9 protein-coding genes are annotated in these 13,305 nt (G+C 68.6%); 8 read left to right on the forward strand and 1 reads right to left on the reverse strand.

What is annotated here, in order from left to right; genetic code table 11:
• Nucleotides 1-251: 251 nt before the first annotated feature.
• The 6 genes from ABZY45_RS33480 (at nt 252) to ABZY45_RS33505 (ending at nt 8,676) form a co-directional block, all read left to right on the forward strand.
• Nucleotides 252-1,451 carry an ROK family transcriptional regulator gene (locus ABZY45_RS33480; RefSeq protein ID WP_356746025.1) on the forward strand — a complete coding sequence of 400 codons (1,200 nt, stop codon included), beginning with the start codon at nt 252-254 and terminating at the stop codon, nt 1,449-1,451.
• A 119-nt stretch (nt 1,452-1,570) separates the two neighbouring features.
• Nucleotides 1,571-2,680 (forward strand): substrate-binding domain-containing protein, encoded by a 1,110-nt coding sequence (locus ABZY45_RS33485; protein ID WP_145812072.1) that lies wholly within the window; start codon nt 1,571-1,573, stop codon nt 2,678-2,680.
• Nucleotides 2,681-2,877: 197 nt separating this feature from the next.
• On the forward strand, nt 2,878-3,666 hold the full coding sequence (locus ABZY45_RS33490) for an ATP-binding cassette domain-containing protein (protein WP_014153351.1): 789 nt from the start codon (nt 2,878-2,880) through the stop codon (nt 3,664-3,666).
• On the forward strand, nt 3,663-4,940 hold the full coding sequence (locus ABZY45_RS33495) for a sugar ABC transporter permease (protein WP_356746026.1): 1,278 nt from the start codon (nt 3,663-3,665) through the stop codon (nt 4,938-4,940). The genes ABZY45_RS33490 and ABZY45_RS33495 overlap by 4 nt, the downstream gene beginning before the upstream one ends.
• 173 nt (nt 4,941-5,113) lie before the next feature.
• On the forward strand, nt 5,114-7,027 hold the full coding sequence (gene dxs / locus ABZY45_RS33500) for a 1-deoxy-D-xylulose-5-phosphate synthase (RefSeq protein WP_356746027.1): 1,914 nt from the start codon (nt 5,114-5,116) through the stop codon (nt 7,025-7,027).
• A 164-nt stretch (nt 7,028-7,191) separates the two neighbouring features.
• Nucleotides 7,192-8,676 carry an amino acid permease gene (locus ABZY45_RS33505; protein WP_356746098.1) on the forward strand — a complete coding sequence of 495 codons (1,485 nt, stop codon included), beginning with the start codon at nt 7,192-7,194 and terminating at the stop codon, nt 8,674-8,676.
• Between the two features lie 112 nt (nt 8,677-8,788).
• Here the strand turns inward: ABZY45_RS33505 and ABZY45_RS33510 are convergent, their stop codons facing one another.
• Entirely contained in the window at nt 8,789-9,889 is a 1,101-nt protein-coding gene (locus tag ABZY45_RS33510) for an LCP family protein (RefSeq protein ID WP_356746028.1), read from the reverse strand.
• Between the two features lie 345 nt (nt 9,890-10,234).
• Here ABZY45_RS33510 and ABZY45_RS33515 point away from each other — a divergent pair, with 345 nt between their 5' ends.
• Entirely contained in the window at nt 10,235-11,359 is a 1,125-nt protein-coding gene (locus tag ABZY45_RS33515) for a hypothetical protein (RefSeq protein ID WP_356746029.1), read from the forward strand.
• A 269-nt stretch (nt 11,360-11,628) separates the two neighbouring features.
• Nucleotides 11,629-13,305 carry a stealth family protein gene (locus ABZY45_RS33520; RefSeq protein ID WP_356746030.1) on the forward strand — a complete coding sequence of 559 codons (1,677 nt, stop codon included), beginning with the start codon at nt 11,629-11,631 and terminating at the stop codon, nt 13,303-13,305.

A 13,305-nucleotide genomic window follows, 5' to 3' on the forward strand; every position in this document is an offset into this window, starting at 1 on the left:
CGTTTCCTGACCGGGTAAACGATCCTTGAGCGATCATTTCTGGATGAATCGCTCGCCGGCGATGCGCGGAACGGTGTTTCGCGGGAGCTCACGAGACGTCTCTCCGGGGCCCGACCCCCTGTGTAAGGGGCAGGAGCAGATTTTCGTCAAGGGGTTGACGGCATAGGTATCCTCAGCGGAGCTTTGGAGTTCATAACTTGTACAAGGTTCGGTCACCCAGGGTGACGCGGGCCACGGATAAGGGCGGGTCAATGGAGACTCCGGGGTCGCAGACATCTCTGCATCGGGCCAACCTTGAGCGGGTCGTACGTGCCGTGAGGATGGCGGGGTCCCTGACCCAGGCGGAGATCGCCAGGAGCACCGGTCTCTCCGCAGCCACCGTCTCCAACATCGTGCGTGAACTCAAGGACGGCGGCACGGTCGAGGTGACCCCCACCTCGGCGGGCGGGCGCCGAGCCAGGAGCGTCTCCCTGAGCGGGGACGCGGGCATCGTCATCGGGGTGGATTTCGGGCATACCCACCTCCGGGTGGCCATCGGCAACCTGGCCCACCAGGTGCTGGCCGAGGAATCCGAGCCGCTGGACGTGGACGCCTCGTCGGCGGAGGGATTCGGCCGGGCGGAACAGCTGGTCAACCGCCTGATCGAGACCACGGGCATCAGCGCCGCGAAGGTGATCGGCGTGGGCCTCGGGGTGCCGGGACCGATCGACGTGGAGTCCGGCACGCTGGGCTCCACCTCGATCCTGCCGGGCTGGACGGGCATCAACCCCAGCCAGGAGCTCGCCGGCCGCCTCGGGGTGCCGGTGTACGTGGACAACGACGCCAACCTGGGCGCGCTGGGCGAGCTCGTGTGGGGCAGCGGCCGCGGGGTCAAGGATCTCGCGTACATCAAGGTCGCCAGCGGCGTCGGAGCCGGACTGGTGATCGACGGGCACATCTACCGCGGCCCCGGCGGCACCGCAGGGGAGATCGGCCACATCACGCTCGACGAGGCGGGCCCTGTGTGCCGCTGCGGCAACCGCGGCTGCCTGGAGACCTTCACGGCGGCCCGGTACGTCCTGCCCCTGCTCAGGCCCAGCCACGGGCCCGATCTCACGATGGAGCGGGTGGTGCAGCTGGCCCGCGAGGGCGATCCGGGCTGCCGCAGGGTCATCGGGGACGTCGGCCGGCACATCGGCAGCGGGGTGGCCAACCTCTGCAACCTGCTCAATCCGAGCCGTGTGGTGCTCGGCGGATCCCTCGCGGAGGCAGGGGAGTTGGTCCTCGGGCCCATCCGGGACTCGGTCTCGCGCTATGCCATTCCCAGCGCCGCGCGGCAGCTCTCCGTGCTGCCCGGCGCCCTCGGCGGACGGGCCGAAGTGCTGGGGGCACTGGCCCTCGTGCTCAGCGAGATGGGGGATTCATCCCTTTTGGAGAGCACCCTCCCCGCCGCGACGCCTGCCTTCACTTAGATAACGAATGGCACCGTTGTCATCTCGTTAAGTATTTACTCCTTGACGCTGACCTCGCGGCCGAGTTGACTTCCAGCCACCTCGGCCGCAACGTCGCGGCCTCGTCAGGGAGGTTCGAAATGAACACGCGTATGCGTCGTGCCGCCGTTGCCGTTGCCGCCACCACCATGGCCGTCTCGCTCGCTGCTTGCGGGAGTGCCAAGGAGTCGGGCGACAAGGCCACCACCGACTCGGGCAAGAAGGGCGACGATCTCAAGATCGGTCTGCTCCTCCCCGAGAACGTCACGGCCCGTTACGAGAAGTTCGACAAGCCGATCATCGAGAAGAAGGTCGGCGAGCTCACCGGCGGTAAGGCGGAGGTCGTCTACGCCAACGCCAAGCAGGACGCCACGCTGCAGTCGCAGCAGGTCGACACCATGATCACGAACAAGGTCGACGCGCTGATCATCGACGCGGTGGACGCCAAGGCCATCGAGAACAGCGTGAAGAAGGCCAAGGACGCGGGCATCCCCGTCGTCGCCTTCGACCGCCTCGCCGAGGGCCCGATCGACGCCTACACCTCCTTCGACAACGAAGAGGTCGGCCGCGTGCAGGGCACGGCCCTGCTGGAGGCCCTGGGCGACGCCGCCAAGCCCACCATCGTGATGATGAACGGCTCGATCACCGACCCGAACGCCGCGCTCTTCAAGAAGGGCGCCAAGTCGGTCCTCGACGGCAAGGTGACGTACGGCAAGGAGTACGACACCAAGGAGTGGAAGCCGGAGAACGCCAACGCCAACATGGAGGGCGCGATCACGGCCCTCGGCAAGGACAAGATCGCCGGCGTCTACTCCGCCAACGACGGCATGGCGGGTGGCATCATCCAGGCCCTCAAGTCCGCCGGTATCTCCAAGCTCCCGCCGGTCACCGGCCAGGACGCCGAACTCGCCGGTGTGCAGCGCATCGTCACCGGTGAGCAGTTCATGAGCGTCTACAAGCCCTACCCGCAGGAGGGCGTCGTCGCCGCGGAGATGGCCGTCGCGCTCGCCAAGGGCGAGAAGCTCGACACCATCGCCACGTCCAAGGTCGACAACGCCGGCACGAAGGGCATCGCCACCGTGCTCGTCCCGGTCGTCTCGCTGACCAAGGACAACATCAAGGACACCGTCATCAAGGACGGCATCTACACGCTCGACGAGATCTGCACGGCCAAGTACAAGGCCGCCTGCACCGCCGCGGGCCTGAAGTAGGCCCCTTCCGCCCGGCCGGCCCTCCACGGCCCGCCGGGCGGCCCCCGAAGCCTGTCCGGTGCCTCGCCCACCAACTGTCCCGCTGCCGGGCGGGGCGCCGGACGGAACGCTTCGGCCCCTTCTTTTTCATGCTTCTGCTCAAACCACCGCGCCTTCCCCCAGGCGCGGTATCCCCGCCGGGTCAGGCGGCGAAGGAGATGGTTCACGTGTCCGCTACGCCCGTGTTGGCGTTGCGAGGGGTCTCCAAGCGGTTCGGTGCCGTCCAGGCGCTCACCGACGTAGAGCTTGAGGTCCACGCCGGTGAAGTGGTCGCCCTGGTGGGTGACAACGGTGCCGGTAAATCAACGCTGGTCAAGACGATCGCCGGGGTCCACCCCATCGATGACGGTGTCATCGAGTGGGACGGCCGCGCGGTCCAGATCAACAAGCCGCACGATGCCCAGAACCTGGGGATCGCGACCGTCTACCAGGACCTCGCGCTCTGCGACAACATCGATGTCGTCGGCAACCTCTACCTCGGCCGGGAGCTCCGCAAGTTCGGAATCCTCGACGAGGTCGAGATGGAGCGGCGGTCACGCGAGCTCCTGAGCACGCTGTCGATCCGCATCCCCAGCGTCCGCATACCGATCGCGTCGCTCTCCGGCGGTCAGCGCCAGACGGTCGCCATCGCCCGTTCGATGCTGGGCGAGCCCAAGCTCGTCATCCTCGACGAGCCCACCGCCGCACTCGGTGTCGAGCAGACCGCCCAGGTCCTCGACCTCGTCGAGCGGCTGCGCGAGCGAGGCCACGCGGTCATCCTCATCAGCCACAACATGGCCGATGTGAAGGCCGTCGCCGACAAGGTCGCCGTGCTCCGGCTGGGCCGGAACAACGGGGTCTTCGACGTGAAGACCACCTCGCAGGAAGAGATCATCTCCGCCATCACGGGTGCCACGGAGAACGCCGTGACCCGTCGTGCGGCGCGCAACGCGGAGGCCCAGAAGTGACAACCGACAAGACGTCCACCGCAGTGGTCAACCCGGAGGCGGCCAAGGGCGCCGACACCGTGGTCGACCCCAGGCTCCTCGTGCGCGAGCAGGGCCTCGGCGGCTACATCACCGAGTTCAAGCGCAAGATGCGCGGTGGTGACCTCGGCTCGATCCCCGTGATCATCGGCCTGATCATCATCTGCGTCGTCTTCCAGAGCCTGAACTCCGAGTTCCTCTCCGCGAAGAACGTCAGCGACATCGCCGTCACGATGGTGGCCACCGGCATGATGGCCGTCGGCATCATCTTCGTGCTGCTGCTCGGCGAGATCGACCTCTCGGTCGGCTCGGTCAGCGGTGTCTCCGGCGCCGTCGTCGCCGTGCTCAGCGTCACGCACGGGATGAACGAGTGGCTCGCCGTCCTCGTCGCGATCGTCAGCGGCGCCGTCATCGGCGCCATCCACGGCTTCTTCTTCGCGCGGATCGGCGCTCCCGCGTTCGCCGTCACCCTCGCCGGTCTGCTCTTCTGGCTGGGCTTCATGCTCCAGCTGCTCGGCGACACGGGCACGATCAACCTGGACAGCGACGGTGTCGTCGGCAAGCTGACCACGTACTACTTCTCGGATGTCGCCGCCGCCTACGGCCTCGCCGCCGTCGCGGTGATCGGTTACTTCCTCTCCGCGTTCCTGGACACCCGCCGCCGCGAGGCCGCGGGCGTCCCGTCGCGGCCGCTGGTCGACATCGTGATCCGCACCGCCGTCCTCGCCGTCTTCGGCTTCGGCGCGGCGTTCATGTTCAACCAGTACCGCGGTCTCCCGCTGGCCCTGGTCCTCTTCCTCGTCGTGCTGGTCGGTACGGACTTCGTCCTGCGCCGCACCGCCTACGGCCGGAAGATCTTCGCGCTCGGCGGCAGCGTCGAGGCGTCCCGCCGCGCGGGCATCAACGTCACCGCGATCCGCGTCTCGGTCTTCGCCATCGCCGGCACCTTCGCGGCGATCGGCGGCCTGTTCTGGGCCTCCAAGATCGCGGCGGCCAACCAGGGCTCCGGTGGCGGCGACCTCCTGATGAACGTCATCGCCGCGGCCGTCATCGGCGGCACCAGCCTCTTCGGTGGCCGGGGCCGCACGTGGAACGCGCTGCTCGGTGTCATGGTGATCGTCTCGATCCAGTACGGTCTGGCCCTCGAAGGCATCGCCACGCCGATCAACTACATGATCACCGGCGCTGTTCTTCTCGTCACGGTCGTCATCGACTCCATCACCCGCAAGACGCAGAAGACCGCCGGCCGCGCCTGACCGTCGTACCTGCACACACGTGCCCGGCATCCTCCGTGATGCCGGGCATGTGCGCGTCCGGCCGACCCCGGCGCGGCGCGGCTGAATGCGCCGCCCGATGACCGGGTCCGCCGGCGGAACATTAGACTCATCGGATCGACTCGCTCGACCAGCTCACACGCAAGGAGGCACGGGTGGATCTGCTGACCCGCATCAGGGGACCGCGCGACCTGGACCGGCTCGACTCCGAGCAGCTGGACCAGCTCGCCGACGAGATCCGTACCTTCCTCGTCGAGGCGGTGTCCAAGACCGGCGGCCACCTCGGCCCGAACCTGGGCGTGGTCGAGCTGACCATCGCCCTGCACCGGGTCTTCGAGTCCCCGCAGGACAAGGTCCTCTTCGACACGGGCCACCAGAGCTACGTGCACAAGCTCCTCACCGGCCGGCAGGACTTCTCGAAGCTCAAGAGCAAGGGCGGCCTCTCCGGCTACCCGTCCCGCGCCGAGTCCGACCACGACGTCATCGAGAACTCGCACGCCTCGACGGTGCTCGGCTGGGCCGACGGCCTCGCCAAGGCCAACGAGGTCCTGGGCAAGGACGACCACGTCGTCGCCGTCATCGGTGACGGCGCGCTCACGGGCGGTATGGCCTGGGAGGCGCTGAACAACATCGCCGCCGCCAAGGACCGCCCGCTCGTCATCGTCGTCAACGACAACGAGCGCTCGTACGCGCCGACGATCGGCGGCCTCGCCAACCACCTCGCCACCCTGCGCACCACCGACGGGTACGAGCGGTTCCTGGCCCGTGGCAAGGACCTCCTGGAGCGCACGCCCGTAGTCGGCAAGCCGCTGTACGAGACCCTGCACGGCGCGAAGAAGGGTCTCAAGGACTTCATCGCACCGCAGGGCATGTTCGAGGACCTGGGCCTGAAGTACGTCGGCCCCATCGACGGCCACGACATCGAGGCCCTGGAGTCGGCGCTCCAGCGGGCCAAGCGCTTCGGCGGGCCCGTCATCGTCCACTGCCTCACCGAGAAGGGCCGTGGCTACACCCCGGCGCTCCAGGACGAGGCGGACCGTTTCCACGCGGTCGGCAAGATCCACCCGGACACGGGGCTGCCCATCTCCACCTCCGGCCTCGACTGGACCTCGGTCTTCGGCGAGGAGATGGTCAAGCTCGGCCACGAGCGCGAGGACATCGTGGCCATCACGGCCGCCATGCTTCAGCCCGTCGGCCTCGGCAAGTTCGAGGAAGCCTTCCCGGACCGGATCTACGACGTCGGGATCGCCGAGCAGCACGGCGCGGTCTCCGCGGCCGGCCTGGCCACCGGTGGGCTGCACCCCGTCTTCGCGGTCTACGCGACGTTCCTGAACCGCGCCTTCGACCAGGTCCTGATGGATGTCGCCCTGCACAGGTGCGGGGTGACCTTCGTCCTGGACCGGGCCGGTGTCACGGGCACGGACGGCGCCTCGCACAACGGCATGTGGGACATGTCGATCCTGCAGTGCGTGCCGACCCTGCGCATCGCCGCCCCGCGCGACGCGGACCAGGTGAGGGCCCAGCTGCGCGAGGCCGTCGAGGTCGACGACGCCCCCACCGTCGTCCGCTTCTCCAAGGGCGCGGTCGGCCCCGCGGTCAAGGCCGTCGGCACGGCGGGCGGCATGGACATCCTGCGTGAGGCGGGCTCGGACGCGCCGGACGTCCTCCTGGTCTCCGTGGGCGCCCTCGCCCCGATGTGCCTGGAGATCGCCGCTCTGCTGGACGCCCAGGGCATCTCCACGACGGTCGTCGACCCGCGCTGGGTCAAGCCCGTCGACGAGGCGCTCGCCCCGCTCGCGGCGAAGCACCGGGTCGTCGTCACCGTCGAGGACAACAGCAGGGCCGGCGGCGTCGGCTCCGCCATCGCCCAGGCACTGCGCGACGCAGACGTCGACGTGCCCCTGCGCGACTTCGGCATCCCCCCGGTCTTCCTCGACCACGCCTCGCGCGGCGAGGTCATGGCGGAGATCGGGCTGACCGCGCCGGACATCGCCCGTCAGGTCACCGGCCTCGTCGCCAAGCTCGACGGACGGTACGAGAGCCGGGCCGTGGAGCCCGTCCGCGACTGATCCACCAGGCGTGCCCGATGGGCCGGTCGCCACCCCGCACGGGTGGTCCGACCGGCCCATTCGCGTGAAATCGGGCCGCGCGGAGCCTGCCGGGGGCGGCCGTTTACGAATCATGGCGTGCACGACGAGTGCGTGGAGGTACGCCGGTGAGCACGCAGCAGGACATGCCGCCCAGCGGAAACGGGCTGTTCAGGACCAAGACGGTCGAACAGTCCATCCGTGACACAGAGGAACCGGAGCACGCGCTCAAGAAATCCCTCTCCGCGCTGGACCTCACGGTCTTCGGAGTGGGTGTCATCATCGGCACCGGCATCTTCGTCCTCACGGGCAAGGTCGCCAAGGAGACGGCGGGCCCGGCGACGGCCCTCGCCTTCGTCGCGGCGGGCATCGTCTGCGCGCTCGCCGCGCTCTGTTACGCGGAATTCGCTTCCACCGTGCCGGTGGCCGGATCGGCGTACACCTTCTCGTACGCCTCCCTGGGCGAGCTCGTCGCCTGGATCATCGGCTGGGACCTGGTGCTGGAATTCGCCCTGGGCACCGCGGTGGTGGCGGTCGGCTGGTCGGGCTACGTCCGCTCGCTTATGGACAACGTCGGCTGGACCATGCCCGACGTGCTCTCTGGCCCGGACGTGGCGAGCGGATTCGGCTTCGACGTCCTGGCGTTCGTCCTGGTGCTGATCCTGACGGTCATCCTGGTGCTCGGGATGAAGCTCTCCGCCCGGGTGACCACCGTCGTCGTCGCCATCAAGGTGGCCGTCGTCTTCATCGTGATCATCGCGGGGCTCTTCTTCATCAAGGCGTCCAACTACACGCCCTTCATCCCCGAAGCCGAGAAGCAGGAGGGCGGATCGGGCCTCGACGCCCCTCTGGTCCAGCTGATCTTCGGCTACGAACCGACGAACTTCGGCGTCATGGGCATCTTCACCGCCGCGTCCGTCGTCTTCTTCGCCTTCATCGGATTCGACGTCGTGGCCACCGCGGCCGAGGAGACCAAGCTCCCGCAGCGTGACATGCCGCGCGGCATCCTGGCCTCGCTGGTCATCTGCACCCTGCTCTACGTCGCCGTCTCCATCGTGGTCACCGGCATGCAGAACTACACCGAACTCTCGGTCAGCGCCCCGCTCGCCGACGCCTTCAAGGCGGTCGGGCACCCCTTCTACGCGGGTGTCATCAGCTTCGGCGCCGCGGTCGGCCTCACCACGGTCTGCATGATCCTGCTGCTCGGCCAGACCCGGGTGTTCTTCGCGATGAGCCGCGACGGGCTGCTGCCGAGGTTCTTCTCGGTGACGCACCCCCGCTTCGGCACCCCGTACCGCCCGACCATCCTGCTCGGCGTGATCATCGCGGTCGTGGCCGGCTTCACGAGCATCAACGAGCTCGCGACGCTGGTGAACATCGGCACGCTCTTCGCGTTCGTGGTCGTCGCCCTCGGCGTGATCGTGCTGCGCCGCACCCGCCCCGAGCTGCACCGCGCCTTCCGCACCCCGTGGGTTCCGCTGCTGCCTATCGTCTCGGTGGCCGCGTCGGTCTGGCTGATGCTGAACCTCCCGGCGGAGACCTGGCTCCGGTTCGGGATCTGGATGGTGCTCGGCGTGATCATCTACTTCGCGTACGGGCGCAGGAACAGCCTTATGGCCAAGAGCCGTTGACCGTCGGCCAGTCAGGCCGTGGCGGCTGCGGCGGCGTACGGCACGCGCGGGTCCCTGCCTCGCGCGTGCCGTACGCCCCGGGGCCTGCCCCGGTCGCCGCGGTTGCGCCGGATCAGCCGCCGGTGGCCGGAGACTTCTTGGCCGACTCGGGAATGGTGCCGTCCGTCCGGATCGCCTTCCAGAGGTCACCGGCCTGGGGTTCCGCCGCCACCACGCGGTTCGGGTCCCGCTTGTCGTAGGCGACCGGCAGCATGATCGTCTCCATCGAGGCGGGATCGACGCCGTTCATCGAGCGGGCGAACTCCGCGAGGGAGGTCAGCGAGGCGAGGCCCTCGTCGGTCGTGAGCGACTTGGTGGCGGAGTTGGCGATCTTGTACGTGCTTGTCGGACTGCCCAGCAGGTCCTGCGACTTGATCTCAGTCAGCAGGGCCATCAGGAACTGCTGCTGGAGCCCGATGCGGCCCAGGTCGCTGCCGTCGCCGACCCCGTGCCGGGTACGCACGTAGGCGAGGGACTCCGTGCCGTCGAGCTTGTGCGTGCCGGCGGTCAGGTCGAGCCCCGACGCCTTGTCCTTGATCGGTTCCTCGACCTTGACGGTCACACCGCCGATCGCGTCCACCAGGTCCTTGAACCCCGCGAAGTTGATCTCCAGGTAGTGGTCGATCCTGACCCCGGACATCTTCTCGACGGTCTTGACCACGCAGGCCGGACCGACCTGCGAGTACACGGAGTTGAACATGACCCGCTCCGCGGACGCCATCTTCGAGCCGTCACCCTTGACGCACTCGGGCCGGGTCACCAGGGTGTCGCGCGGGATGGACACGGCGACCGCCTCGGTACGGCCCTCGGGTATGTGCACCACGAGAGCGGTGTCGGAACGGGCCCCGCTGACACCGCCGCCCCCGCCCAGCTCCTTGTTCTCCGCCCCGGCGCGCGAGTCGGATCCGAGGACGAGGAGGTTCTGCCCGGTGGTGGGGAGCTTCTCGGGGCGGTCCTCGCCGAGCGCCTTGTCGATGTCGACGCCCTTGATGTTGCCGTCGAGGTCCTGGAACATCCAGTACGCGGTGCCACCGCCGGCGAGCAGCAGGACGACCAGCACCCCGAGCGTGATCTTGAGGCCGCGGCGGCGCGTTCGTTCCTTCTTCCGGCCGCGCTTCGGTGCTTCCGCCCGTCGAGAGGCGCGCGGGCCCGGGGGTACGGCGTCGTGGCTCATCCTGCACGAGTCCCTTGGTCTGTGGCCCGTGAGGGCTGAGTGTGGAGTTGGGGACTCGGGTGGGGCCGGTCCACTCATGTGGGGGGCTGGCCGAGTAGTATAGACAAATTTTCGAATCGTGTGTAATTCTTCGCGGGCTCTTCGCGTCCCGTACGCATTCGCCCCAGCTGCAGGGGGAGGTGAGCGACGGGGTGCGGAAGGGTGAACGCGGGTCGGCAGTTCGGTGGCGATCGAACGGGGATTCTATGATGGCGGGTGCCAGACCCTTCGCGCGTCCCTGACGCGGCCGTGCGGCAGCCGGCGCCGGGTCCCGGCGGGGAATCGTGGGAAGGACGACCTCACATCATGCGGGTCAAGTCTGGGCGCACCGACCGAGGAGCCGCCCCGGTACGAGCTGTACGGGACAACGGGAGCGGCGAACGCCACGCGGCCGTGGGCGCTGTCGCAGGCCAGTGGCTGCTGCGTGGCAAGGACGGAAGACTCACCGCGTACGCGCGCCACCCCGACGGGGTGCTCCGGTGGACGGAGACGCGGCCAGGGGGACCGGAGTGGTCGGGCCCGGATCTCTTCAGGATTCCACGGCTGACGCACCTGTCCCTCGCGCAAGGCGCGGACGGATACGTGCATTTCCTCGGCCGCCGATCCGTCCCGAAGAAGGACGGCCCACCCGTCGTCGATGTGATGCATGCCATCCAGTACCAGAGCGGCAGGGCTCTCAGCTCGTGGCACTCCCTCGGCAATCCGCGCAAGAACACCGACCAGGCGTCCGGCATGGGCGCACCGGTCGGCACCGTGAGTCCGTCCGGGCTGCTGAACTTCTTCGTGCGGACCGGCGCAGGCGGTGTGATGCTCCGGCGCGACGACAAGGACGGCAAGTGGGAGTCGTGGCACAACATGAACGCCCGTGGCGCCGAGGAGGGGATGGCCGTCACGCAGGGCGCGTCAGGCGCTGTGGACCTCCTCGTCCAGGGAGCGGGTCTCGCGATGCACTGGACTCAGACCTCTCCGGGCGGGGCTTTCACGCGGCAGCAGGACATACCCGTGCAGATGGCGCCGGCCAGTGTGACGGGACTGGAGACCGCCCCGGGGCGGTGCACGTACTACTGGACCGATCCCGCGACGGGCGGCGTGATGGCGTACCGGGTCGGGGGCTGGGTGATCCCGCTGGGCGGAACTCCGGCCGAGGGGCCGGTCTCCGTCCTGCGGGCCGGGCTCGACGGCTACGACTGCACGGTGCTGGCCCATCGAGATCTCGACGGGCATGTCATGGTCGCGGCGTGCGGCACCGAGAACGAGGGCGGTGGCCTGTGGTGGTCGCCGACCGGTGAACGGACGGACATGCCCCCTGCTCTGGCGGTCGACAGCGCGGGGCGTGTGGTGCTCGCGGTGATCGGAGCCGACGGGGCGCTGTACGTCGCCCGTCAGAACCGCGAGCCGGGCCTGGCCATGGCGCCCGCCGTGCGCGTCTGAGATGCGAACCTCGGGCGAGACCTGTCGGTCATCGGCGCCATGACCGATATGTTCCTGATGTCGACCCTTTTGGCGTTTTGTGGCTTTCGGGGTCGACATTGACACGGAGCCTACAACTGATGAAGATGTGATCGCTCTGTGAAAGTTGAAAGTTCTTTCAGTCGCCATCAATGACTACTTGTGGCAGATGAAGCTCGCAGAGTAAGCGGCATCCACGGGGGATCCGCGAAGGCTCTGCTGGTCGTCGACCGCAGGCAGATCAAGGAGTGATGGCGCGTGCTGCGGCGATGGTCCGGCCCTGGTGGGGGGTGGCGGGGATGACGATCATTCCCGGACCCGCTGTGCGGCCTGTCGCGGACACGGTGCCCGGTCCCGCGCCGACCCCTCTCGCGGCCGCGCCCTCGCCCGCTCCGCAGCCGAGCGCGCCGGGCGGTGCGACGGACGACGTCTACGTCGAACCGGGACTCACTCCACTCGGCGCCCGGGAGGCCAATCGCTCCGCCGTCGCCGACCTGCTCCAGTCCGCGGGGGTGTCCTTCTTCGCCGTGCGCGGAACCTCCGACCACGGGACCGTCGTCGCGGTCGCCGAGGAGGACAGGGAAGCCGTCCTCGGCGCCCTGTTCAGGGGCATGGGGCAGTACGCCGGCCACCTGAGTGTCATCGACGCCGGCCAGGCCGCGCCCGTCGCCCCACGCTCGTCCAGGGACCCCAAGGCCTGGCGGGGTGTCCGTACGGCGTCCGCCGTGCAGGTCAGCTGGTACCGCACCGACCCCGGCAGACACCTGCTGATGGGCCACGAGTACGGATGCACGGTGGAGTTCTGGCGGTGGCACGGGACACATCTCGTCGCCCCCCGGGCCAACCGGGTCACCTGGGCCGTGTCGGCTGAGGGGGGCAACGTGCTCGGAGCTCCGCGTCTGTTCAGCCGCTTCGTGTCCGACCACACGTCGCCCCGCGACGCGCCCCCGCTCGCCACTCGTCCCGAATTCCTGGTCGGTTGCGTCGAGGACATCGCCTTCCCGGTCGATGCCGTGTACACGTGGGTGGACGGGAACGACCCCGCCTGGCAGCAGCGCAAGGCGTCGGCGAAGGGTGAGGTCTATCACGCCGAGTCCGCGAGCGACGCCCGCTTCATCAGCCGCGACGAGCTGCGCTACTCGGTCCGCTCGCTCCACATGTTCGCCCCCTGGGTGCGCACCATCTACATCGTCACCGACGACCAGGTCCCGGCCTGGCTCCGTGAGGACGTACCCGGCATCCGGGTGGTGAGCCACCGGGAGATCTTCCGGAACCCCGCAGACCTGCCGACGTTCAACTCGCACTCGATCGAGAGCCAGCTGCATCACATCGAGGGGCTGTCCGAGCACTTCCTGTACTTCAACGACGACATGTTCATCGGCCGCCCGGTGGCGCCGCACGCCTTCTTCACGCCCAGCGGAACGGCCCGGTACTTCCCCTCGCGCAACCGGATACCGCAGGGGCCCGTAGTCGAGACCGACACCCCCGTCGACGCTGCCTGCAAGAACAACCGCGCGCTCCTGAAGGAACGCTTCGGCAGGGTGATCACCCAGCCCATGGAGCACATCCCCTACGCGCTGCGCCGCAGCGCGATGGAGGAGGCCGAACGCGACTTCCCCCAGGCGTGGGCCCGTACGGCCGCCAGCCGCTTCCGGTCCATGACGGACCTGTCCACCACGTCGTCGTTCGGGCTGTACTACGCGGCGCTGACCGGCCGGGCGCAGCCCGGGACCATGCCGTTCACCTACCTCCAGCTGGCGGTCCCCGACCTGGCGGACCGGCTGCAGCGGCTCCTCGACGGCCGGAGCCAGGACTCCTTCTGCCTGAACGACGCGTTCTCCACGCCGGAGGACATCGAGGCGCAGCAGGAACTGCTCGACGGATTCCTCAACGCCTACTTCCCTGTCACCAGTCCCTACGAGCGATGA

This window comes from Streptomyces sp. NPDC006516, assembly GCF_040611875.1.
Classification (GTDB): domain Bacteria; phylum Actinomycetota; class Actinomycetes; order Streptomycetales; family Streptomycetaceae; genus Streptomyces.